Annotated in this window: 25 protein-coding genes; 16 read left to right on the top strand and 9 right to left on the bottom strand. The window is 61.9% G+C overall.

From position 1 onward, the window contains the following. Window position 1: 1 nt before the first annotated feature. The gene (znuA, locus tag AB5Y67_RS12185) at window positions 2-934 is read right to left on the bottom strand and encodes a zinc ABC transporter substrate-binding protein ZnuA (RefSeq protein WP_199427750.1); all 933 of its coding nucleotides are present in this window, start codon (window positions 932-934) and stop codon (window positions 2-4) included. A 93-nt stretch (window positions 935-1,027) separates the two neighbouring features. Between znuA and znuC the strand changes: the two genes are divergently transcribed. Together znuC and znuB are read left to right on the top strand one after the other, a co-directional pair. Then, the gene (gene znuC / locus AB5Y67_RS12180) at window positions 1,028-1,804 is read left to right on the top strand and encodes a zinc ABC transporter ATP-binding protein ZnuC (protein WP_005354861.1); all 777 of its coding nucleotides are present in this window, start codon (window positions 1,028-1,030) and stop codon (window positions 1,802-1,804) included. Between the two features lie 21 nt (window positions 1,805-1,825). Continuing rightward, a complete protein-coding gene (gene znuB, locus AB5Y67_RS12175; RefSeq protein WP_042019412.1) occupies window positions 1,826-2,605 on the top strand; it encodes a zinc ABC transporter permease subunit ZnuB in 780 nt (259 codons plus the stop codon). A gap of 9 nt (window positions 2,606-2,614) precedes the next feature. Here the strand turns inward: znuB and AB5Y67_RS12170 are convergent, their stop codons facing one another. Further along, a complete protein-coding gene (locus tag AB5Y67_RS12170) occupies window positions 2,615-3,505 on the bottom strand; it encodes a LysR substrate-binding domain-containing protein (protein ID WP_107682801.1) in 891 nt (296 codons plus the stop codon). Between the two features lie 91 nt (window positions 3,506-3,596). Between AB5Y67_RS12170 and AB5Y67_RS12165 the strand changes: the two genes are divergently transcribed. Continuing rightward, window positions 3,597-4,454, top strand: coding sequence for a DMT family transporter (locus AB5Y67_RS12165; RefSeq protein WP_128834201.1), 858 nt, complete (start codon window positions 3,597-3,599; stop codon window positions 4,452-4,454). A gap of 4 nt (window positions 4,455-4,458) precedes the next feature. On the opposite strand, the gene AB5Y67_RS12160 is transcribed toward AB5Y67_RS12165, so the two are convergent. Beyond that, complete coding sequence (locus tag AB5Y67_RS12160; protein WP_199427749.1) at window positions 4,459-5,046, bottom strand: uracil-DNA glycosylase family protein; 588 nt, start codon at window positions 5,044-5,046, stop codon at window positions 4,459-4,461. A 99-nt stretch (window positions 5,047-5,145) separates the two neighbouring features. Between AB5Y67_RS12160 and rarD the strand changes: the two genes are divergently transcribed. After that, entirely contained in the window at window positions 5,146-6,036 is an 891-nt protein-coding gene (gene rarD / locus AB5Y67_RS12155) for an EamA family transporter RarD (protein WP_042052465.1), read from the top strand. Here rarD and AB5Y67_RS12150 read toward each other — a convergent pair. Continuing rightward, entirely contained in the window at window positions 6,018-6,752 is a 735-nt protein-coding gene (locus AB5Y67_RS12150) for an ABC transporter substrate-binding protein (protein ID WP_199427748.1), read from the bottom strand. The two genes, rarD and AB5Y67_RS12150, sit on opposite strands and share 19 nt — an antisense overlap. Window positions 6,753-6,796: 44 nt before the next feature. Here AB5Y67_RS12150 and AB5Y67_RS12145 point away from each other — a divergent pair, with 44 nt between their 5' ends. Further along, window positions 6,797-7,141, top strand: a complete 345-nt coding sequence (locus AB5Y67_RS12145) for a GIY-YIG nuclease family protein (protein WP_199427747.1) — start codon at window positions 6,797-6,799, stop codon at window positions 7,139-7,141. A gap of 90 nt (window positions 7,142-7,231) precedes the next feature. On the opposite strand, the gene pspG is transcribed toward AB5Y67_RS12145, so the two are convergent. The 4 genes from pspG to AB5Y67_RS12125 all read right to left on the bottom strand — a co-directional run bounded on the left by pspG (window position 7,232) and on the right by AB5Y67_RS12125 (window position 9,309). After that, entirely contained in the window at window positions 7,232-7,450 is a 219-nt protein-coding gene (gene pspG, locus AB5Y67_RS12140) for an envelope stress response protein PspG (RefSeq protein ID WP_005335871.1), read from the bottom strand. A gap of 48 nt (window positions 7,451-7,498) precedes the next feature. Further along, complete coding sequence (locus AB5Y67_RS12135; RefSeq protein ID WP_005335873.1) at window positions 7,499-7,705, bottom strand: PspC domain-containing protein; 207 nt, start codon at window positions 7,703-7,705, stop codon at window positions 7,499-7,501. A gap of 2 nt (window positions 7,706-7,707) precedes the next feature. Next, window positions 7,708-8,370, bottom strand: coding sequence for a phage shock protein PspA (pspA, locus tag AB5Y67_RS12130; protein ID WP_110303598.1), 663 nt, complete (start codon window positions 8,368-8,370; stop codon window positions 7,708-7,710). 210 nt (window positions 8,371-8,580) lie between these two features. Then, window positions 8,581-9,309, bottom strand: coding sequence for a 1-acylglycerol-3-phosphate O-acyltransferase (locus tag AB5Y67_RS12125; protein ID WP_019446682.1), 729 nt, complete (start codon window positions 9,307-9,309; stop codon window positions 8,581-8,583). A 181-nt stretch (window positions 9,310-9,490) separates the two neighbouring features. On the opposite strand from AB5Y67_RS12125, the gene AB5Y67_RS12120 reads away from it, so the two are divergent. The 4 genes from AB5Y67_RS12120 to AB5Y67_RS12105 are packed head-to-tail and all read left to right on the top strand — an operon-like array spanning window position 9,491 to window position 13,236. After that, window positions 9,491-9,868, top strand: a complete 378-nt coding sequence (locus tag AB5Y67_RS12120; RefSeq protein WP_005354882.1) for a hypothetical protein — start codon at window positions 9,491-9,493, stop codon at window positions 9,866-9,868. Window positions 9,869-9,921: 53 nt separating this feature from the next. After that, entirely contained in the window at window positions 9,922-11,964 is a 2,043-nt protein-coding gene (locus AB5Y67_RS12115) for a protein-disulfide reductase DsbD (RefSeq protein ID WP_199427746.1), read from the top strand. A 9-nt stretch (window positions 11,965-11,973) separates the two neighbouring features. Next, window positions 11,974-12,717, top strand: a complete 744-nt coding sequence (locus tag AB5Y67_RS12110; RefSeq protein WP_199427745.1) for a DsbA family protein — start codon at window positions 11,974-11,976, stop codon at window positions 12,715-12,717. 3 nt (window positions 12,718-12,720) lie between these two features. Continuing rightward, complete coding sequence (locus tag AB5Y67_RS12105) at window positions 12,721-13,236, top strand: protein disulfide oxidoreductase (RefSeq protein ID WP_199427744.1); 516 nt, start codon at window positions 12,721-12,723, stop codon at window positions 13,234-13,236. 75 nt (window positions 13,237-13,311) lie between these two features. Here AB5Y67_RS12105 and AB5Y67_RS12100 read toward each other — a convergent pair whose 3' ends face one another. Next, window positions 13,312-14,136 (bottom strand): LysR family transcriptional regulator, encoded by an 825-nt coding sequence (locus AB5Y67_RS12100; RefSeq protein WP_199427743.1) that lies wholly within the window; start codon window positions 14,134-14,136, stop codon window positions 13,312-13,314. 130 nt (window positions 14,137-14,266) lie between these two features. Between AB5Y67_RS12100 and AB5Y67_RS12095 the strand changes: the two genes are divergently transcribed. The 7 genes from AB5Y67_RS12095 (at window position 14,267) to AB5Y67_RS12065 (ending at window position 20,731) form a co-directional block, all read left to right on the top strand. Further along, window positions 14,267-15,145, top strand: coding sequence for an NAD(P)-dependent oxidoreductase (locus AB5Y67_RS12095; protein WP_144713996.1), 879 nt, complete (start codon window positions 14,267-14,269; stop codon window positions 15,143-15,145). Then, entirely contained in the window at window positions 15,142-15,894 is a 753-nt protein-coding gene (locus AB5Y67_RS12090; RefSeq protein WP_199427742.1) for an SDR family NAD(P)-dependent oxidoreductase, read from the top strand. Before AB5Y67_RS12095 ends, AB5Y67_RS12090 begins: the two co-directional genes overlap by 4 nt. A gap of 280 nt (window positions 15,895-16,174) precedes the next feature. Further along, the gene (locus AB5Y67_RS12085) at window positions 16,175-16,459 is read left to right on the top strand and encodes a DnaJ domain-containing protein (protein WP_113739870.1); all 285 of its coding nucleotides are present in this window, start codon (window positions 16,175-16,177) and stop codon (window positions 16,457-16,459) included. A 22-nt stretch (window positions 16,460-16,481) separates the two neighbouring features. Then, window positions 16,482-17,024: a hypothetical protein gene (locus AB5Y67_RS12080; protein WP_199427741.1), complete on the top strand. Its 543-nt coding sequence runs from the start codon at window positions 16,482-16,484 to the stop codon at window positions 17,022-17,024. 12 nt (window positions 17,025-17,036) lie between these two features. Further along, window positions 17,037-17,804, top strand: a complete 768-nt coding sequence (locus tag AB5Y67_RS12075) for a hypothetical protein (RefSeq protein WP_005335887.1) — start codon at window positions 17,037-17,039, stop codon at window positions 17,802-17,804. An 11-nt stretch (window positions 17,805-17,815) separates the two neighbouring features. Beyond that, window positions 17,816-18,718, top strand: coding sequence for a hypothetical protein (locus tag AB5Y67_RS12070; RefSeq protein ID WP_106844060.1), 903 nt, complete (start codon window positions 17,816-17,818; stop codon window positions 18,716-18,718). A 525-nt stretch (window positions 18,719-19,243) separates the two neighbouring features. After that, the gene (locus AB5Y67_RS12065; protein WP_234915158.1) at window positions 19,244-20,731 is read left to right on the top strand and encodes a peptide MFS transporter; all 1,488 of its coding nucleotides are present in this window, start codon (window positions 19,244-19,246) and stop codon (window positions 20,729-20,731) included. Window positions 20,732-20,830: the final 99 nt, after the last annotated feature.

Raw genomic sequence — 20,830 nt, 5'->3', positions numbered from 1 at the left:
ATCAGCGACACTGTGCGAATGCGTCTGCCAGTTGCTGCATGAATTGGGGATAACCATCCGGGCCGAGCGGTACCTGTTCACCCACCTCATCCAGCAACAGCACCTTGGCGCCGGTATTGCGTGCCACCGATTCGATCACAGCCGGTGAGAATTGCGGCTCGGCATAAATGCAGCTCGCCTGCTTCTCTTCCAGTGCCTTGCGAATATCCACTAGCGTCTTGGCGCCCGGGCGACGCTCAGGGCTCACGGTAAAGTGACCCTTTGAACTCATGCCGTAGTGGCGCTCCCAGTAGCCATACGCCTCGTGGAAGACAAAGTACCCCTTCTCATTCACCGCCTTCATCTGGCCAGCAATCACCTTGTCTTTGGCATCCACCTTGGTATCAAATGCCGCGAGGTTGGCGTCATAACGAGCCTGATTGGCCGGATCCAGCTTGCCCAATTCACTTGCGATCGCCTTGGCAATCACTTTGGCCTGCGTCGGGCCAAGCCAGATATGGGGATCGACCCCTTCGTGATGATGTCCCTCATGCCCTTCATCATGGTCACCGTGCTCGTGGGCGGCATGATCGTGATCATCATGGTCATGGGAATCGTGACTATCCTGAGTCGCGTAGTTGAACAGCGGCATCCCCTCAACCTGAGTCAGGGCCAGAGCATGGGGATGATTGGCCAGCGGCTTGGCCATAAAACCTTCCAGCTCTGGGCCAATCCACACCACCAGATCGGCACTGTTGATGCTGCGAATATCGGAAGGGCGCAGGGAAAAATCGTGGGGAGAGGCGCCGGTGGGCAGCAATACCTTGGGCTCGCTCACCCCGTCAGTGATCGCTGCTGCGATGAAGCCTAGCGGCTTGATGGTGGTCAGTACCTCAATGGCACGAACAGGCAAACTCACCGCCAGCAGGGCAGTGAAAAGCGCAATAATTCTCATTGGTAAATCTCGTCAGGGGGTGAGTATGTGATAATATAACAGCCGCTTTTTGTTATATTATAACTCTCACTGGCTGTAAACCCCGGAGTTGTCATGAGCCAACTGGTAGAGCTGAAAGAGGTCTCTCTCTCGTTTGATGGACGCTCTGTGCTCGACAAGGTCTCCTTTACCCTCAATAAAGGCAAAATCACCACGCTCGTCGGCCCCAACGGGGCGGGCAAGAGCACCCTGAGCAAGCTGGTGCTGGGTCTGCTCACCCCGGATTCGGGCAAGATCACCCGCAGCCGCGATCTGAGAGTCGGCTATGTGCCACAGCGCCTCTATCTGGATCCCACCTTGCCGCTGACGGTGCGCCGCTTCCTGCAGCTGGGCAAAAACAGCCGTCTCTCCATCGAGGAGGCGCTGGCCCGGGTGGGCGCAGAGGGATTGCTGGAAAACCGGATGCAAAAACTCTCCGGCGGCGAGATGCAGCGGGTGCTGCTGGCCCGCGCCCTCCTGGTCAAGCCCGAGCTGTTGGTGCTGGACGAACCGGTGCAAGGGGTTGATATCACCGGACAGATCGAGCTCTACGCCCTGATCGGTCAGCTCGCCGCCGAATTCAATTGCGCCGTGCTGATGGTCTCCCACGACCTGCATCTGGTGATGGCCAGCACCCACGAGGTGATCTGCCTCAATCGCCACGTCTGCTGTCATGGCGAGCCGGAAAGCGTGGCGCGCCACCCCGAATTTGCCCGCCTGTTCGGGCGACCGGAGCAGGAGGTGCTGGCGGTCTATACCCACCATCACCACTGCGACGGCGAACACCATCATCATGAACCGCAGGCTCCCGTCATCCGCCTGCCCTCTCGCAACAACGCTCACAGCAAATAGCGCAAGCAACAGGACATTCAAGTGGACAGCTTTCTGTTATACGCCCTCGCGGCCGGTCTCGGCATCGCCCTGCTGGCCGGCCCCCTCGGCAGCTTCGTGGTATGGCGCAAGATGGCCTACTTTGGCGACACCCTCTCCCACGCCTGCCTGTTCGGCATCGCGCTGGGCATCCTGCTGCAGGTCGATCTCACTCTGGCGGTAGTGGTCTGCTGCCTCGCCATGGCGATGCTGCTGGTGATCATGAGTCGCAACCAGCAAGTGGCGACCGATACCCTGCTCGGCATTCTGGCCCACAGCGCCCTGTCGCTCGGTCTGGTTACCTTGAGTTTTATGGATAACGTGCGGGTGGATCTGATGGCCTACCTGTTCGGCGACCTGCTCTCGGTGCAACCGATAGATCTGCTCTGGATCTACGGCGGTGGCGCGCTGGTGCTGCTCACCCTGTGGCGATTGTGGGACCCCCTGCTCTCCATGACCATCTCGGAAGAGCTGGCACGGGTAGAAGGGATCCGGGTCGATGTGCTGCGCTGCGTGCTTATGCTGCTGATTGGGCTGGTGATCGCCGTGGCGATGAAGTTTGTCGGGGCGTTGATCATCACCTCCCTGCTGATCATCCCCGCCGCCACCGCCCGCCGCTTCAGCCAGACGCCGGAGCAGATGGCTGGCTTTGCCGCGCTGATTGGCTGCCTCGCCGTGCTGGGTGGATTGACCCTCTCCTGGTATCAGGACACCCCAGCTGGGCCTTCGGTCGTCGTCTGTGCCACCAGCCTGTTTGTGCTGAGCCAGTTCAAGAGAGCGTAACGGTGCAGGCTAGAGCGGCATGCTCTGGCGTGTCTCCATCATCAGCCACTGGCGCAATCGGCTGATGGCGGGCTCATGGGCCCGCGAGCGCTTGCAGGTAAAGTAGAAGGCATCCCCCGTCTCCAGCTGGTGTACCGGCAAGGCCACCAGCTGGGGATCATCGGGCCGCAGCATGTAATCATTCACGAATGCCACCCCCTGATCCCAGGCTGCCGCCTCCATCGCCAACAGCACATGGCTGAAGTGGTGCATCCGCGCCTCGTCCGGAATCACCAGCCCACCCGCCTTGGCCCAGCGCTGCCAATCCTCCCCCCGCGCCTTGTAGATGGACTGCACCGAAAGCAGCGGCAGCTGCCAGATGGCCTCGGGCCACTCCCCGCTGATCTGCTGCAACAGGCGGCGACTACAGACCGGAAAGAGCCGCTCCTGATAGATAAGATCGTGGCAATAGCCACGCCCGTGGGGTGAGACTGTGATAAAGCAGTCCGCCACTCTATCGGAGAGTTCGGGGTCTTCCGCCACCATCTCCAGACTCAAATCCAGCTCGGGGTAGAGCTGGCGCAATCCAGCCAACCGCGGGATCAGCCACTTCACCGCAAACGAGCTGTAGACCGCGAGCCGGACTCGCATCTCGCCACCACCACGCAGCTGTTCGCTGCTTTGGGCAATCTGGCTGAGCCCGGCGGCAATCCCTTCGAAGTAGCTCTCCCCCTGGGTTGTCAGCGAGAGCAGCCGACCCTGACGCAGCAGCAAGCGCTCACCCAGAAAATCCTCCAGCAGGCGGATCTGGTGGCTGACCGCACTCTGGCTGACGTTCAGTTCAAGGGCGGCGCGGGAGAAGCTGAGCAACCGGGCCACCACCTCGAAATATTGCACCGCACGCAGAGGAGGAAGCTTCATTATCTAAATATCTCATGAGTGGTCATTTTTTATCATTTTACTGGATATCAACCGGCACGCTACCCTCCGCCCATCTGAAGTGGGAGGTGGTATGAATGCAGTTGGGATCGGCATCCTTTATCTGGTGCTGGGCAATATGGTGGCGGTTTTTTCCGATGCGCTGGTCAAGGTGCTGGAGCCGGATCAGCCCATCTTCCAGTTTGTCTTTTTCCGCCAGCTCTCGGCCGCCATTCTGCTAATGCCCTGGCTGCTCTGGTCATGGCGCCGCAATCCACCGGTGGCCATCAAGTGGCACCTGCTGCGGGCCCATATCTGGGCGGTCGGCGTCTGCCTGATGGTAGTGGCCCTCACCCGCTTGCCGCTCGCCACTGCCAATGCCCTCTTCTATGCCGCCCCCCTGATGATGGTGCCGCTGGCGGTGTGGATGGCGGGGGAAGCGATCTCGCGCCAGAAGGTGCTGACCGCGGTTATCGGGTTTATCGGGGTATTGATCGTGCTGCGCCCGACCGAGGTGAACTGGGCCGCGCTGGCGGCGCTTGGGGTGGCGCTGTCGATGGCGCTCAACAATCTGCTGATCAAGCGGATCCCGCTCAAGCAGCCCATCGCCCAGACCCTGTTTTTCACCAACGTGCTGAGCATGCCCTTCATTCTGGCGCTGGCATTGTGGGAAGGGGGCAACTGGCAGTGGCAGATGTGGTGGCCCGCCTTCGGATCTTCGGCGCTGATCATGGTCTATGCAGGATTGTGCGTGGTGGCCTATCGCAAGGCGGAGGCGAGCAAGATCGCCTCGGCGGAGTACACCGGTCTGCTGATGGCGGTGGCCATCGGGGTATGGTTGTTTGACGAGCAGCCGGGCCTGCCGCTGCTGCTGGGCTGTATCTGCATCGTCCTGCCGCTTATCGCCATGGCCCGCAGCAAGCCAAAACCGCTGGCAGAACCGGCGGTTTAAGCGCTCAGGGTCGTGCCAGCAAAGGGGCGACCCTTTGCTGCAGATGAGGGATGACCTCCTGCTCGAACCAGGGATTCTTTTTGAGCCAGAGGGTATTGCGCGGGGAGGGATGCGGCAACGGCAGCCAGCCGTGGCCATAATCGGCCCAGCTGCGCACCGTTTCGGTGAGCGACCCCTTGGCCGCCCCCCGCAGGTAATGGGCCTGTGCATACTGGCCTATCAGCAGGGTCAGTTCGATATTGGGCAACAGCATCAATACCTTGTCGTGCCAGGTGGGCGCACATTCGGGGCGCGGTGGCAGATCGCCGGATTTTCCCCTGCCGGGATAGCAGAGCCCCATCGGCATGATGGCGATGCGGGATTGGTCGTAAAAGGTGGCCTTATCGACCCCGAGCCACTGGCGCAGCCTGTCACCGGAGGGGTCATCCCACGGGATACCGCTGGCATGCACCCGGGTGCCGGGCGCCTGACCAATGATCAGCAAGCGGGCACTCTCGGCCCCGCGGATCACCGGACGAGGCCCCAGCGGCAGATGAGCCTCACACAGACGGCAGGCCCTGATTTGCTCAAACAACTTATCGATTCGCTGCATGACGTTGATAGTACCAGCATTTCCCTGTTTTCCCTCTTGTGGAAACAGGGCGCGCCCCCTACTATCGCCATGGATGTTTAATTTAATAAACGGAAAATAATGAAAAACTGGCTAGGTACCGGCACCGCGACCCTCTCCTTCATCCTGTGGGGGATGCTACCGCTCTATTATCAATTCATGCCCGAGGTCAACATGTGGGAGCTGATCTCCCACCGGGTGCTCTGGTCTGTGGTGCTGCTGGGTGCCCTGTTTTTGCTGCTTGGCCACAAGGTGCCTTGGGCACAACTGCGCAGCGAGCCGCGCCAGCTCGGCCTCATTCTGCTGGCGGGCCCCGTGATGTCCATCAGCTGGTGCATGTTCACCTGGTGCCTCACTACCGGGCAGGTGCTGACCACCAGCCTCGCCTTCTTTATGACCCCGCTGTTCAATATCGTATTCGCCGTCATCTTCCTCAAAGAGCGGCTCACCCCGCAAAAGCATCTGGCGGTGGCACTGGCGCTGGCGGGTCTCGCCTACATGCTCTTCTGCTACGGCCAGCTCCCCTGGTTCTCCCTCATCATGGGGGCCAACTTCGCCTGCTACGGCCTTATCAAGAAGAAGATCCACTACGACACCGGCACCAGCCTCTATCTGGAAGCCATGGTGCAACTGCCCGTCGCGCTGATCATCATCGGCACGCTGGCGTGGCACGGGGAAGGGGCATTCGTGAACGGAGATCTGGCTGACAAGCTGCTGCTGATGGGCAGTGCGCCCGCCACCCTGCTGCCGGTGGGGCTGTTCTGCTACGCAGTGGCGAGAACCCGGATGAGCACGGTGGGGCTGCTGCAATATATCGAGCCCAGCCTCGCTTTCCTGCTCGCCATCTACTGGTTTGGTGAGGCGCCGGACCCCATCAAGGCGGTCGGTTTCGCCTTCGTCTGGGCTGGTCTGCTGGTGAGCCTGCTGCCGCTGCACCGGCTCAAGCGCCGCCCTCAGGGCGTACCGCGATAGGACTCCAGCACCTTGTGCCAGCGGGGATCCCTGTCCATCTGCTCGGCGATGTCGTTGAGGGTGGCATGCAACTCGGGACGGGATTTGGGCAGCAGGATATGGCGGGTATAGCTGGATTGGGGGAAGGGCGAGATAAACAGCTTGCCCTGATAGTGCTGTGAGTCGATGAAAAAGCCCAGCGATGAACCACTCACCAGCGTCACATCAATGCGGCCGCGCACCAGCAGCTCGAGGTTGGTCTTCACCTTCTTGGCATCCTGACGTAACAGCTCCCCGCGACCAGCTGCATCATCGATCCCCTGATAGCGGTAGCCCTCCACCCCGCCAAACACCAGCCCCTTTAGGGAGTCTGGCCCGCGATAGGTGACCGGGTTGTCAATGTTCGAGACCAGCTCGTTGGTGTCGCGCATCACCGGGAAAGTCCAGAGATAGCGTTCGCGATGGGGGTCCCCCACCCAGGCGGGATTGACCCAGACCACCAGACCGTCAAAGTCGGGATCCGACATCTCCAGCGCCAGTCGGGCGCGATTGACCAGCCAAAGCTCGATTCTGGGTTCACCCCCCAGCTTTTCATTGAGATACTTGACCAGCTCGCGGCTCAGCCCTGCATCCACTCCGGTGTTGAAGGGCGGATGCTGATGGTAATCGTAGAGACGGATCGTCTCCCCCAGAGCCGGGACCGACAACAGTAACCACAACCAAAACCAGACTCTCATCGCACCTCCTTGAGCTGCCTCTGAGTTTGGCACAGAGAATTTGAATGAGAGAACCCGCGACCACCACTCCAGCGCCGCAACCATCCGCCCCTTCCCGCTGGTCTGTCTATATGGTGCGTACCGCCACCGGCCTGCTCTATACCGGGATCAGCACGGACCCGCTGCGCCGTCTGCGTCAGCACCAGAGTGGCAAGGGCGCTCGCGCCCTGCGCGGCAAGGGGCCACTGACGCTGGCGTGGCAACAGGAAGTCGGCGAGAAGGGGGCGGCCCTGCGCATCGAATATCGCCTCAAGCAGCAGCCAAAATCCTTCAAAGAACAGCTGATAAAAAGCCCGGCACTCTGGCAGAGCTGGAGCCCCCAGTGGTTACCCGCAGCCACCCAGCCTTGAGGACGACAGGCAAAAAAAGGCCACTCGATGAGTGGCCGGAAAGGGGAAATCAGGGAGCATCACACAACGTCTTGCACAACCTCAGGCGGGTTAGAGGTAGGTATTGGAACGCTTGCTGCGGTTGCTGATCAGCCAGCAAACCGCCAGCACCAGCAGCAACCAGGGGGCCAGCTTGATGATCAGAGCAAGCATGCCGCCCAGCGCCCCAAGCAGCACGAACAGGCCGCTCACCAGCAACATGGCTACCAGGGTAAAACCGGTCAGTGCCATGACCAGCAGCACCACCAGCAAGATGAAAAATTCCAGCATAACTTGCTCCTTATCAGTACCTTGTCTGCCGACTGTTCAACCCTTCGGTCAATCCAGCCAGCGCTTCAATTCATAACGGGGCGGCATCACCAGCACCGCCAGCAGATAGGCGGCCAGAGCCAGCGGCGGCATCAGGATCAGGGCGAGCAGTGCCACCACCCGCACCGTGACTCTGGAGACCCCCAACCGCCTGGCAATACCGGCGCAGACCCCGGTCAGCTTGCGATGCACCAGATCCTTGGGCCAGGGGCTCATGATTACGCCTCCGCCTTCTGGCCTTTGAGGCGAGCCAGCTCGCGCTCGATCTCGTCATTGAGCTCCAGCTCGCGGAACTGTGCCTCCAGCGAGGGATTCTGCCCCAAGGTGGCCGCCTCCAGCTGGGCTTCCAGCTGATCGACCCGGCCCTGAAAACCGTCAAAGCGCGCCATCAGCTCATGCATACGCTGGTTGTCCACCTGAGCGCGGGCCCGAATGCGGCTGTGGGCGGTCTGCTCGCGCAAGGTCAGCAGTTTCTGCTTCTCGCGCGCCTCGGTCAGCTTGGCCGCCAGTCGCTCGCTATCGGCGGTGAGCTGGGCCAGCACCTCGGCCACCCGAGCCTTGTCCTGCTCCAGCTGTTCACATTTTTTGACCTCCGCCAGCTTCTCGGTGAGGGCGGCGCGGGCCAGATCCTCACGTCCCTTCTGGATGGCGAGCTCGGCCTTGGCCGACCACTCCAGGATCTGCGCCTGCAACGCCTGCTGGTGACGCTCCAGCTGCTTCTGTTCAGCAATCACGCGGGCGGCCTGGGTACGCATCTCGACCTGCACCTGCTCCATCTCTTCGATCATCAGGCGCAGCATCTTCTCCGGCTCTTCACTCTTGTCGAGCAGGCTGTGCAGGTTGGCATTTATCACGTCGGTCAGGCGGCTGAATACGCTCATGGTCTGGCTCCTTGTTGATGGGATGGCTATCTCTTCCCATTGCATTACAAGAGCCGTGCCAAGAAAAATTATTGTTGTTTTACATATAGATGGGAATTTACTGAGGAAATTCAAGATGGGCTTGTTGGTGAGAATAGCCAACCTGGTGGTGATTTTTACCAACAAAAAAGGGAGCCTGTGGCTCCCTTGTCGATTCGTCTGCGATATCCGTCAGGCTGCGTGGCTGTGGCCCAGCTTGCTGTCCAATTCGGCCAGCTTGGCCTCCATCCGGGCGCGGCAGGTGTCGGAGAGATCGCGAATGCCGCTGGCACCGTGCTCCTTGCTGCAGACCGGGGCCATCACTTCCACCAGCACTTCGCCGTTGTCCCAGCGATTGAGGTCTACCTGACCGAAGTAGCTGGAGCAGACGATGGGTACCACGGGGACTTCAGCCTGTACCGCAGTGTGGAACGCGCCCGCCTTGAACGGCAGCAGGCCACGCCCCTGGGAACGGGTCCCTTCCGGGAACATCCAGATGGAGGTGCCGCGGTTCTTGATGCGATCCACCACCTGACCTATGGTGCCGATGGCACGGGAGCGGTTGGAGCGGTCGATCAGCACGTTACCGGAGAGCCAGAAGATAAGGCCGAACAGCGGCAGCCAAAGCAGGCTCTTTTTGCCCACTGCCACCACGCCAGGCTGCACCGCACCGGTCACGGTGAAGATGTCGAAGTTGCTCTGGTGGTTGCAGACGTAGACCGCCGGGCCGACCGATTTGACTTCGTCGGCCACCGTCACCTTGACTCGCAGCCCGATCAGCGGGCAGACCGCGTGATACATGCGGGCGAAAACATAGACGTTGTTGGGATGGCGCGGACGAACCAGACAGAGCAGCAGGCCGAACAGGAACCAGAAAATGAGCAGCAGACCAAGCAGCAGCACACGGGCAATTTTGAGCATCGAACACCTCGAGTTTTAACTCGGCGCAGTATACTGATCCCCCTTTTAGCGAACAAGCGTTCGCCAAACAGAACCGACCACCCCGTCGCGCCACACACATTGCTGCTCATCAATACGCCGCCGACTTGCCCCACCCGCCATTGGTCGTTAGGATGGCCCCATCTTGATGGACGGGGCGAACATGATGTTGCAACAACGGGTAGCGAAACATCTCCTGCTGCTGGTCTGCCTGCTGGTGCTCAATTGTGCGGCCCAGCCGCTGGCCCGGCTTGCCCTGCTCGATCACGCCCTCAGCTGTCAGGCACTGCCCGTTCCAGGCTCGGCAACGGATCAAGAGGATGCCAAACCGGCCAGCCCGCAGCCCACCAGCTGCCAGCTCAACGGCAAGTGGCTAAGCGCCGCCACCCTGCTCTGCGTCGAACAGCTCTTCTTTGCCGTGGCCGTGCTGATCGCCCTGCTGGCCCCCCTTTGGCGCTACACACCGCCACTGCCCCCTCCCAGAGTCATCTCGCCGCCCGAGCGGCGTCTGCACCTCACCCTCTGCGTCTGGCGGGAATGAGTTCGGCAGCGTTCTTCCGTTAGCTGTCACTCAATTATTGCGAGACCAAAAAGATGTCGAATCTCTTCAAGGCGGCCCTGCTACTGGGCGGTCTGCTGTGGCAATCCATGGGATTGGCCAGCGACACGGGCTGGCTCACCAGCCCACAGAATGATCACGCCCGGGTACGGCTGCAGGCCGACCGCAGCACGGCAGATCAGACCCGCATCCTGCTCGATGTCGAGCTGGAGTCGGGCTGGAAGACCTACTGGCACAGTCCGGGAGAAGGGGGCATTGCTCCCCAGATCCTGTGGGACGAACCGGTCGGTGACTTTCAGTGGCGCTGGCCGGTGCCACGCCACTTCGAGGTAGCCGGGCTCAGCACCCAGGGTTATCAGGGGGATGTGACCTTCCCCCTCAGCCTCAACTATCCCGCAGGGCAACCGCTCAAGGGAACTCTACGCCTCTCCACCTGCAGCAATGTCTGCATCCTGACCGACTTTCCCTTCACCCTGGCGGTGGATGGGCGAGCGCCAGCCGGTTTCGACTTCGGCTGGGCCAAGGCCATCAGCAACCTGCCCCAGCCGCTGCCTGCTGAGACCCGGATCGAGCTCGGTTATCAGCACAACCAACTGCAACTGCGCGCCGAGCGGGCAGAGGGCTGGCAATCACCAGCGCTCTTTATCGACGCTCTGGAGGGGGCCGAGTTTGGCAAACCGGCGCTTGAGGTCGAGGGCAACACCCTGATCGCCCGGGTGCCGGTGAGCGATGGCTGGCAGGGGGATGCGCCGGATCTGCGCGGCCAATCCCTCGGCCTGCTGCTCACCAGCGGCGAACAGGCGTGGCAGGGCAAGGGGACGATCGGCGCGCCACTTGCACTGCCCAACCAGAGCCATTCGCTGTTCTGGCTGCTGGGAGCAGCGCTGCTCGGCGGCCTGATCCTCAACCTGATGCCCTGCGTGCTGCCGGTGCTGGCGCTCAAGCTGGGAACTGTGTTGCAACATCAGAAGCGTGAACAGGGAGCGGTGCGCAAGCAGTTCCTCGCCGCCAGCGCCGGGATCATCGCCTCCTTCTGGGTGCTAGCGGCCATGAGCAGCCTGCTACGCGCCACGCAAGGGGCCGTTGGCTGGGGCATCCAGTTCCAGAGCGCCGGTTTTATCGGCTTGATGGTGCTGGTCACCATGCTGTTTTGCGCCAACCTGTTGGGGCTGTTCGAGATCCGCCTGCCCAGCGCCCTCAGCACCCGCCTCGCCACCAGCGGCGGCAACGGCCTCGGCGGTCACTTCCTGCAGGGGAGCTTCGCCACTCTGCTGGCTACCCCCTGCTCGGCCCCCTTCCTCGGTACCGCGGTGGCCTTTGCGCTGGCGGCGCCACTTGGCCAGCTCTGGCTGATCTTCACGGCATTGGGAATTGGCATGAGCCTGCCCTGGCTGCTGGTGGCGGCCCTGCCACGGCTCGCCCTCTGGCTGCCGAAACCGGGGCGCTGGATGAACCATCTGCGCATCCTGCTCGGCCTGATGATGCTGGGCTCCAGCCTCTGGCTCACCAGCCTGCTCGACAATCATCTCGGCACTTATGCCACCGGCTGGCTGATAGTTGCCATGCTGCTGGCGCTGCTGAGTGGCATCATCTGGCGTTACGGCATCCGCGGCTTCACGCTGGCGATCGCCCTCGCCGCACTGATTGGCAGCCCCCTGCTGCTGAGTGGCGCCTTTAGCGCGCAGGGCTCGGCCAGTGTTGACAAGGTGGTCTGGCAGCCGCTCTCCGAACGCGCCATCACAGATGCGCTGGCCCAGAACAAGCGGGTCTTTATCGATGTCACCGCCGACTGGTGCGTCACCTGCAAGGCCAACAAATACAACGTGTTGCTGCGCGATGAGGTACAACAGGCCCTCTCTGCCCCCGATGTGGTGGCCCTGCGCGGCGACTGGAGCAAACCGAGCGACGCCATCGCCGCCTTCCTGCGTAAGCGGGGCGCGGCGGCCGTCCCCTTCAACCAGATTTACGGCCCGGAGTTGCCGCAGGGGGTCACGCTGTCACCCCTGCTCGACAAGGACGATCTGCTGACCACATTGCACAAGGCTGGCCTGCTTCAGGCTGGCACCACCCGATTTTAAGGAGCAACCATGAAACCGACTCTGAGCGCCCTGACCCTGCTGGCCTCCCTTTCCGCAGCCCTGCTGGCTCCGGCCCTGCACGCCGCCCCCTTCACCCCGGAGCAGGAGGCACGTATCAAGGAGCTGATCCGCGAGACCCTGATCGCCAACCCCAAGATCCTCGACGAGGCCGCCGAATCCTGGGAGAAGCAGAACGCGGCAGCCCAGGAGGCGCAGCTTGGCAACTTCATCAAGGGCAACAAGGATGTGCTGTTCAACAGCGCCACCAGCCCGCGCCTCGGCGCCAAGAATCCCAAGCTGACGCTGGTGCTGTTCACCGACTACAACTGCCCCTACTGCAAGCAGTTCGATCCCCAGCTAACCAAACTGCTCAAGGCCTATCCGGACGATCTGGGGCTGGTGATCAAGCTGCTACCGTTCAAGGGGCAGACCTCCGCCAAGGCGGCCCAATACAGCCTGACCCTGTGGCAGCAAGATCCCGCCCGCTTCCTCACCCTGCACGACAAGCTGATGAGCAAGCAGGGGATGCTGACCGAGGCAGACATCAACAAGGCGCTGGCCGCCACCGGCAACGTGGCGCTCAAACCGGCCGCCAAGGCGACCGAGGAGCTGCGCAACAGCCTGCGCATCGGCACCATCCTCGGGGTACAGGGCACTCCGGCGACCCTGATTGGCAACCAGCTGGTGCCGGGCGCCATCCCCTATGAGGAGCTGGAGCATCTGGTGAAGGCCGAACTGGCCAAGCAGGGGTAAGCGATGACTACCAACCCTCAACCCCGCTGGCGCCGCTGGGGCAAGGAGGCGCTCTGGCTGCTGCTGATGGCGCTGGTCATCTCGACCCTGCTGGATCTGTGGCGCAGCCCGACCCTGCCAGAGGGGGCGATGAGCGCCCCCGTCACCCTGCAGGATGGCAGCAGCACGGATCTCGCTACCTTAAGTCAGGGCAAGCCGCTGCTGGTTTACTACTGGGCCAGCTGGTGCGGTGTCTGCCGTTTCACCACCCCGGCCGTGCAGCAGCTCTGGCAAGAGGGGGAAAACGTGCTGACGGTGGCACTGCGCTCCGGCACTTCGGAACAGTTAGGCAAAGGGATGAGCAAGAAGGGGCTCACCTTCCCGACCCACAACGACGAGTCGGGAGCGCTAGCTGCCAAGTGGCAGGTGGGCGTCACCCCGACTTTCCTCGTCATCAAGGATGGCAAGCTGGTGAGCAGCACCACCGGCTGGAGCTCGAAGTGGGGCTTGCAGCTGCGGCTCTGGTGGGCGTCGCTCTAGCCACGCAACAACATTGCCTCAACAGGGCCATCCCACCGGATGGCCCTTTTTTATGCCGACATTTTTATCCCGACATCAGACGGGGAGCTGCATCCCGCGCACCTGCTCCAGCAGGGCGGTCACCGCCGCCGAGCGCAACGCATCGGGGGCGTAGCAGAGCCCCACCCGCCGCCTGAAGGAAGAGGCCGCCAGCTCGGCGACCGTACAGCCGGGCGGACAGAGGGAACGAGGCAACCAGGCAATTCCCGCCCCGGCGGCCACCATAGTCGCCGCCAGTCGCAGCGACCCCGCCCGCCGTGGATAGAGCGGCGCCTGATTGCCGAGGATGGCGATCAGCCGCAGGTGGGAGTCGTGGCGCGGGCAGGTGACCCAGGGTTCATCCGCCAACGCTGCCGGGGTGAGCGTCCCCTTGCCCGCCAGCGGGTGATCCGGCGGCAGCACCAGCACGAACTCCTCCTCCAGCAGGGGGATAAAGAGCTCGTCGCCACAGCGCAGGGATTCACAGCCCAGCCGCACATCGCCACAACAGCCCTCCTCCAGGGTCAGCAGGATCTCCTCGTGGGCGAGCGCCCCTTGCACAAGCGCCCCCACCACGCCATCGCCAAGGTCTGCCTCAATCCCCACCGTCAGCTCGAGGCAGGGGGAGGTTTCACGAAACTCGCGGGCGAGGGAGTCGGTGTCGGCGATCAGCCGCTTGGCGCGGGGATAGAGCCGGTGCGCCGCTTCAGTCCCCTCCACCCCGCGCGCCTGCCGCACAAACAGGGTCACCCCCAGCTCATCCTCCAGCGTCTTGATGGTGGTGGAGAGGGTGGGCTGGGTAATGAAGAGGCGGGTGGCGGCCGCCGTGATGTTGCGCTCCTCGAAGACAGCCACAAACGCACGCAGGGTTCGCACATCCATAGAATTCACCTATACCAGAAAGTCATAAAAGCCATTTTTCACGGCGAAACGGGGCAAATATAGTGGCTTACCTGCCACAAGGCATCCCAATTTTCTATATCAGCGTCTATCAACACAGCCAGGAGCCATCATGCGCCATCTCTCTGTCATCGGCCTCGGGGCCATGGGCTCCGCCCTCGCCACCACCTTGCTCAAGGCGGGCCATCCGGTCACCGTCTGGAATCGCAGCGCCGCCAAGGCCGCCCCGCTGCAAGCGCTGGGTGCGACACTCGCCCCCTCGGTTGGCGCAGCCATCGCCGCAAGCGATATCACCCTTGTCTGCGTCGATAACTACGCCGTCAGCCAGCAGTTGCTGGATGAGGCGAGCGATGTGGTGGCGGGCAAACTGCTGGTGCAGCTCTCTACCGGCAGCCCGCAGGGGGCCAGAGCGCTGGAGAGCTGGAGCCATGCCCGCGGCGCCCGTTATCTCGATGGCGCCATCCTCTGCTTCCCGGATCAGATCGGCACCAGCGATGCCAGCATCATCTGCTCGGGGGCCATCGCTGCCTTTAGCGAGGCCGAGCCGGTGCTGCGCCTGCTCGCCCCCACCCTCGACCATGTGGCCGAGGCGGTGGGCGCCGCCGCGGCGCAAGATTGTGCCGTCGCCGCCTACTTTGCCGGTGGTCTGCTCGGTGCTCTGCACGGCGCGCTGATCTGCGAGGCGGAAGGGTTGCCGGTGGCCAAGGTGTGCGCCCAGTTCAGCGAGCTCTCGCCCATTCTCGGTGGCGATGTGGCCCACCTTGGCAAGACGCTGGCGAGCGATGATTTCGATCACCCCTACGCCAGCCTGAAAACCTGGAGCGCCGCCATCAGCCGCTTGGCCGGTCATGCCACCGACGCCGGGATCGACAGCCGCTTCCCGCGCTTTGCCGCCGATCTGTTTGAGGAAGGGGTGGCGCAAGGGTTTGGTCAGCAGGAGGTATCGGCCCTCATCAAGGTGCTGCGGGCGCGCAATGGAGCGGCACAATGAACGAGCTGACCAACCAACCCCAAATTGCGCTGGTCACCGGCGCCGCTGGCGGGATTGGCCGCCAGCTCTGCATCGGGCTGGCCGAGGCGGGTTATCGGGTGATTGCCACCGATCTGGCTCCTCACGCTTTTGACCATCCCGAGATCCACTTTCACCCGCTCGACTTGCGCGATGAGCAGGCCATCGTGCGGCTCTTTGCCGAGGTGCGCGCGCAACATGGCTGCCTCCATCTGCTGATCAACAACGGCGCCATCAGCAAGTTCCACACCCGCTTCGAGGAGCTGAGCGCAGCCCAGTTCGATCAGGTGATGACGGTCAATGTGCGCGGCGCCATGCTCTGCGCCCGCGCCTTTGTGCAGGTCAACCGCGATCTGCCCTATGGCCGCATCATCAATATTGCCTCCACCCGCTGGCAGCAGAACGAACCGGGTTGGGATGCCTACGGCGCCTCCAAGGGGGCACTGGTCGCTCTCACCCAGTCCCTCGCCAACTCGCTGGCCGACCATCCCATCACAGTCAATGCCATCAGTCCGGGCTGGATCCAGGCGGAGGATTACCACACCCTGACCGAGGTGGATCACCGCCAGCACCCGAGCGGCCGGGTCGGGCGCCCCGACGACATCACCCGCGCTTGCCTCTTTCTGGCGGATCCCCAGAACGACTTTATCAACGGTACCAATCTGGTGGTCGATGGCGGGATGAGCAAGAAGATGATCTACCACACCTCCGCCTCCTTCTGGGAGGAGTAACCCCTGCGGCGGCAGCCTCGCCCCGGCCTGCCGCCCATGCCTTTCCTGCCCGTTTTTTCATCGCTTTTGCCCTGCCGCCCTTGCACTGGCCAGACCGACTGGCAACAATAGACGCTCAACTGACCCCTCTTCATTTCGCCCGTTAATTGATCGCCCAACTCATCGCGTTGGCGGGCTGTTTCCGTTAAAATGACGGGTTTTTGCCGTGCCTGGTTTGCCAATCCCCACCATCAGGCACTCGCAGCGTGAATCCTATGATGCCAGTGATGCAGGATCTGCCATGAACAACTACTTTCGGGTGCTGGGCGTCAAGTCCAACGCCAGCGAAAACGACATCAAAAAGGCCTATCGTCGGCTGTCGAACCAGTACCACCCCGACAAGCTGCACGGGGCCAGTGAAGAAGAGAAAGAGCAGGCAGCCATCAAGCTGCATCAGGTAAAGCAGGCCTATGAAGTGCTGTCCGATCCAAAACAGCGGGCCGCCTTTATCAAGGATTTCAACAACGTCATTGTGACCGATCCCGCTGCAGCCATGCAGGAGATGTGGGATCAGTTCTACCCCTGAAACAGCAGGCAGAAGAGCAACTATGCAAAAGAGATGGGACCAGGCGCGGCTCAAGTCGCTGCAAAGCGATGCCAGCGAAAACATCGAATCCTACCGGGATCAGGACGACCCCAAGGGGCTGGAACAGTTCACCGACCAGATGAAGAGCCTGCTGCTGGCCGATATGAGCATGCTGGAGTTTATGCCCGAGTATCTGCCGCTGGCCCTCTATGGCCGGGTGCAGTTCCCGGCCAAGGCCAAGTCGCAGTGGAACAAGTGGCTCGCCAACGGCGAGCAGCCTAGCTGGGACGAGTTCAAGGTGAGCGTCGGCTTCAACAACGCCGCCCTGCCGCTGGTCAAGGCGGTGCGGGCCCAGAGCGAAGATCAGCTGATGGAAGCCTGCGCCGTGCTGTTTCTGCTCGACAACCCGCTGCCGCGCGGCAGCCACCGCAGTGATGACGACTATGAGCTGCGCGACGAAGAAGATGAAGACGGGGAAGATGCCGACGCCGACTACCATGGCGGCAGTGACCGCTATGGTGATGACGACGGCGATCAGGATATGTACGACGAAGTCCGTTTCTAATTGGGGCAAGGCATGAGCAACAGTCTGATAGAAATTACCGCCATCGAAATCAAAGAGCTGGCCGTTATCGAGCCGAAGCAGGCCAGCGAGAAGTTCGAGCTGATCGCCAAGACCATGTCTGACGACCAGCTGGCAGAAGTGATTGAAAACATTGATATCGTTACCCTGACCCAGATTAACGGCCAGCACGATATCTCCTTCCCCTCCATCATCTCCGAGCTGATGACCCCGGAGCGGATCCGCGACATCGTCTGCCAGCAGCCGCTCTACTGGGAAGAGGCGATCAAGAACAACGCCGACGAGCTGCAACAGCACACCTTCGACTTCCTCAACTACCTGATCCGCACCCAGGATAGCGAAGCCAAGCAGCGCGAGATCCTCGAGTGCGTGGCCGAAGATCCGGCCGGTCTCTTCTACCTCGCCATCCCCTTTATCGAGTTCTATCGCGGCGATCGCTATGAAGAGGACGAAGGCTATCGCGACGTGCTGCACGCCGAAGAGGAAGATCTCGAAGAGTCCCTGCGCTACAGCGAGCGCCAGCAGAGCGAGGATGTCCACGACTACGCGCTGGACGACCCGCGCAGCCTCTTGATGCTCATTCGCGAGCTGGCCCCAGAGGTGGAGAAAGCCATCAAGGCGCTGCTGCGCAACGAGCACTCCACTTGGGACGGCATCATCAACAAGTTTGCCGCCGAGCTGGTGATGCAGGCCAAAGAGAAGAACAAGGTCGAGGAAGACGAGTACGGCGACGTCGACGACATGTTCAGCTTTCTGGATTAAGGAGCCCATTCATGCAGTTAGTCATTCGCGATGCCAACCAGGGCCCCTTTTTGACTCAGGTGCTGCGCTTTGGCCGCGACAACGAACTCTTGAGTCAGCAGCAGCTGGCCGCCATCAAGGGCAAGGCGGTGCTGATGAGCCTCAAATTCGCCGACAAATACTACAACAAGTACAAGATGCACCTGCTGGAGCAGGCGGCCCACGACGTCATCGGCGTGGTGAGCCTCGGTCTGCAGGAGCTCTCGGCGCGTGATCCGGCCAAAGCGCTGGCGCTGCTGCAGGCGCCGGAAGGCCCCATCAAGCCGTTCCAGAAGGGCTGGTCGATGCTCATTACCGTCAGCCCCAAGCAGGCTGGCAACAGCCTCTACGGTGACGTGGATGCCCGCCTGCTGGACAAGATCTCGAGCCCGCCCGATGTGGAGGAGTGGCAAGGGTGGCAGGAGTACGAGAAGGCGCTGACCGAGCACAACAAGAGCCGCCTGATGGAGCTCATCGACCAGCACTTTTTCGCCTGCGAAAGCGACCACCCCACCATGGAGGACAAGCTGGCCGAAGCGCTGCTCTACCGCATCCTCTGCGGCAAGGGCAGTGGCGCCGCCCCGCTCAAGGTGAAGCAGGATCTCAAGCGCAAACTGGCGCGGGAGATTGAGCTCGACGAGGGCTGGTACGACACAGACTATCTCGCCGCCCAGCTCGCTCTGATGCTGAGCGCGCTGCCTGCCGACATGGCCGCCGCCCTGCGGCAGGAGCTGAGCCCGGGCTTTGTGCCCAACCTGCTGCACACCCTCGGCTTTGTGCGCCAGTACCAGCTGCTGCAAAAAGAGAACGCCTCGCCGGAGAAGCTCGACAACGTCGAGATGCGCGCCGGTCTCAAGCACCCGCTGCTCGGCTGGCCGCTCTACCACGACTTCTAAGGCCGCTTTCGCCGCCCATCAGTCGCACCACAACGCCCGGCCCGCCGGGCGTTGTTTTATCCTCCCCTCACCCTCTCCCAAGCAAAGAGAGAACACGCGCAAGTCACCCCGGGGCTGGCTCTTCTCTTACCGATATTTATTCACTCAATACCCAGGGATGAATAAACAACCTGCAATACAACGGCTTGGCGCCAGCTGCGCTTCGGGGCAACAAAGCGGGACGCAGATCCCGCTACAGCGCCAGAATCAGCACCAAATAGCCGACTGGATCACATCAACCGTGCCGCAACCGCGTGGTAAGCCGAGCTAAAACCACGGCTCAATCACGCATAAAAAGGCGGAATAGATCAATAAAAAGCAATTAATCGCGCCAGATTAAATTTCAGGTATGGCTATTTGCACCGCTTGGCCGCTAAATGACAGACCGGCCTTCAGACCAGCATGGAAGCGCACAAGGCTAGCCGGCAGCAGACCGGTACGCTCTCAGGACGAGTTATGACTTTCTTCTCTCACAGGAGACAGACCGTGAGCGCTTCGAATCAACACCCCACCATTCCCCCCGGCTCCGGGGCGCTGTTCTTTATCCAGACCTTCTCGACTCTGGGGTTTGCCGTGCTCTACTCCACGCTGGTGCTCTACGCCACCAAGCGGCTCGGCTTCAGTGAATCCCAGGCCAACGCCATGATGGGGGTCTTCGGTGCCTTCAACTATGGCCTGCACCTGTTTGGCGGTTATCTCGGCGGGCGCTACCTCAGCAACCGCAACCTGTTCGTGATGGGGATGGTGCTGCAGGTGATCGGCTGCTACTTCATCGCCGAGATGGGGATCACCGGCCTCTACTGGGGGCTCGCCATGTTCCTTACCGGCAGCGGCCTCAACGTCACCTGCCTCAACATGATGCTGACCCAGCGCTTCGCCCCGGATGATCACCGCCGCGAGAGCGCCTTCCTGTGGAACTACGCCGGCATGAATCTGGGCTTCTTTATCGGCTTCACGGTGGCGGGCTACTTCCAGCTCACCGAGGATTACCGCACCCTGTTCCTGTTTGCGACGCTGGGCAACATCATCGCCATCATCGCCACCTTCGCCTGCTGGCCCATTCTGGCGGATATCAGCACCCCGCTGCGCCATGTCAAAGGGAGCGGCTTCTACCGCCGCATGCTGGCCGGGATCGCCATTCTGGCCATGCTGGTGCCAGCGCTGCGTCTGCTGCTGACCCACGCCAGCTTTAGCGGCAGCTTCGTGCTGATCCTGGGGGCCGTGGTGCTGGTGCTGCTCTGCGTGATGACAGCCCGCCACCCGGACGCCGCCGAGCGCAGCCGCATGGTGGCCTATCTGATCCTCGCCCTCGGCTCCCTTATCTTCTGGTCGCTCTACCAGCTGGCGCCCATGGGGCTGATGCTCTTCTCCGAGCACAACATCAACCTCAACGTGTTCGGGTTGCGGGTCGCCCCCCAGTGGATCCAGAACATCAACACCCTTGTCATCGTCATCGGTGGCCCGCTGATGGCACTGCTGTTCAAGCGGCTGCGCGAACAGGGCTGGAATATCGACATCCCCTCCCAGTTTGCCGCCTCCCTGTTTTGCATGGGGCTCGGCATGCTGGTGCTGCCGCTCGGCATCCATCTGGCGGGGGCCGACGGGCTGGTCGCCTTCAAGTGGATCGCCATCAGCTATGTGCTGCAGAGCTTTGGCGAGCTGCTCATCTCCCCCATCGGCTACGCCATGATTGGCAAGCTGGCCCCCGCCAGCCTGCAAGGCTTGATGATGGGCTGCTGGATGATGGTGACCGGCGTCGCCTCTGTGCTGGCGGGCTATGTCTCCGGCGCCATGCCGCAAAATATCGGCAGCACCCCGGCCGCCACCAACCCGGGTTACAGCTCAGTATTCAATATGCTGGGCTGGGGCTCGTTGGCGGGCGGCGTGGTGTTGCTCCTGCTGGTGCCCCGCCTGCGCCAGCTGATCGCCTCCAAGATCACCCCGCCACCGGCGGCGACAGCCATTCCTGTCTAATCGGGCTCGGGCCAGCCATTTTATTGGCCCCTGCCAGTGCGAACGGTTGAATCAGCAATGCGGCTGATAATGCGAAGGGCCCCGCCATCATGGATGGCG

It is taken from the genome of Aeromonas sp. s12, from assembly GCF_040907925.1.
Taxonomy (GTDB): domain Bacteria; phylum Pseudomonadota; class Gammaproteobacteria; order Enterobacterales; family Aeromonadaceae; genus Aeromonas; species Aeromonas veronii.
This window is presented reverse-complemented; position numbering and strand designations above follow the sequence as displayed.

Bases quoted from the DNA above. Each gene is read 5' to 3' on its own strand.
- znuA (WP_199427750.1), bottom strand. From the start codon at position 934: ATGAGAATTATTGCGCTTTTCACTGCCCTGCTGGCGGTGAGTTTGCCT.
- znuC (WP_005354861.1), top strand. From the start codon at position 1,028: ATGAGCCAACTGGTAGAGCTGAAAGAGGTCTCTCTCTCGTTTGATGGA.
- AB5Y67_RS12170 (WP_107682801.1), bottom strand. From the start codon at position 3,505: ATGAAGCTTCCTCCTCTGCGTGCGGTGCAATATTTCGAGGTGGTGGCC.
- AB5Y67_RS12165 (WP_128834201.1), top strand. From the start codon at position 3,597: ATGAATGCAGTTGGGATCGGCATCCTTTATCTGGTGCTGGGCAATATG.
- AB5Y67_RS12160 (WP_199427749.1), bottom strand. From the start codon at position 5,046: ATGCAGCGAATCGATAAGTTGTTTGAGCAAATCAGGGCCTGCCGTCTG.
- rarD (WP_042052465.1), top strand. From the start codon at position 5,146: ATGAAAAACTGGCTAGGTACCGGCACCGCGACCCTCTCCTTCATCCTG.
- AB5Y67_RS12150 (WP_199427748.1), bottom strand. From the start codon at position 6,752: ATGAGAGTCTGGTTTTGGTTGTGGTTACTGTTGTCGGTCCCGGCTCTG.
- AB5Y67_RS12145 (WP_199427747.1), top strand. From the start codon at position 6,797: ATGAGAGAACCCGCGACCACCACTCCAGCGCCGCAACCATCCGCCCCT.
- pspG (WP_005335871.1), bottom strand. From the start codon at position 7,450: ATGCTGGAATTTTTCATCTTGCTGGTGGTGCTGCTGGTCATGGCACTG.
- AB5Y67_RS12135 (WP_005335873.1), bottom strand. From the start codon at position 7,705: ATGAGCCCCTGGCCCAAGGATCTGGTGCATCGCAAGCTGACCGGGGTC.
- pspA (WP_110303598.1), bottom strand. From the start codon at position 8,370: ATGAGCGTATTCAGCCGCCTGACCGACGTGATAAATGCCAACCTGCAC.
- AB5Y67_RS12125 (WP_019446682.1), bottom strand. From the start codon at position 9,309: ATGCTCAAAATTGCCCGTGTGCTGCTGCTTGGTCTGCTGCTCATTTTC.
- AB5Y67_RS12120 (WP_005354882.1), top strand. From the start codon at position 9,491: ATGATGTTGCAACAACGGGTAGCGAAACATCTCCTGCTGCTGGTCTGC.
- AB5Y67_RS12115 (WP_199427746.1), top strand. From the start codon at position 9,922: ATGTCGAATCTCTTCAAGGCGGCCCTGCTACTGGGCGGTCTGCTGTGG.
- AB5Y67_RS12110 (WP_199427745.1), top strand. From the start codon at position 11,974: ATGAAACCGACTCTGAGCGCCCTGACCCTGCTGGCCTCCCTTTCCGCA.
- AB5Y67_RS12105 (WP_199427744.1), top strand. From the start codon at position 12,721: ATGACTACCAACCCTCAACCCCGCTGGCGCCGCTGGGGCAAGGAGGCG.
- AB5Y67_RS12100 (WP_199427743.1), bottom strand. From the start codon at position 14,136: ATGGATGTGCGAACCCTGCGTGCGTTTGTGGCTGTCTTCGAGGAGCGC.
- AB5Y67_RS12095 (WP_144713996.1), top strand. From the start codon at position 14,267: ATGCGCCATCTCTCTGTCATCGGCCTCGGGGCCATGGGCTCCGCCCTC.
- AB5Y67_RS12090 (WP_199427742.1), top strand. From the start codon at position 15,142: ATGAACGAGCTGACCAACCAACCCCAAATTGCGCTGGTCACCGGCGCC.
- AB5Y67_RS12085 (WP_113739870.1), top strand. From the start codon at position 16,175: ATGAACAACTACTTTCGGGTGCTGGGCGTCAAGTCCAACGCCAGCGAA.
- AB5Y67_RS12080 (WP_199427741.1), top strand. From the start codon at position 16,482: ATGCAAAAGAGATGGGACCAGGCGCGGCTCAAGTCGCTGCAAAGCGAT.
- AB5Y67_RS12075 (WP_005335887.1), top strand. From the start codon at position 17,037: ATGAGCAACAGTCTGATAGAAATTACCGCCATCGAAATCAAAGAGCTG.
- AB5Y67_RS12070 (WP_106844060.1), top strand. From the start codon at position 17,816: ATGCAGTTAGTCATTCGCGATGCCAACCAGGGCCCCTTTTTGACTCAG.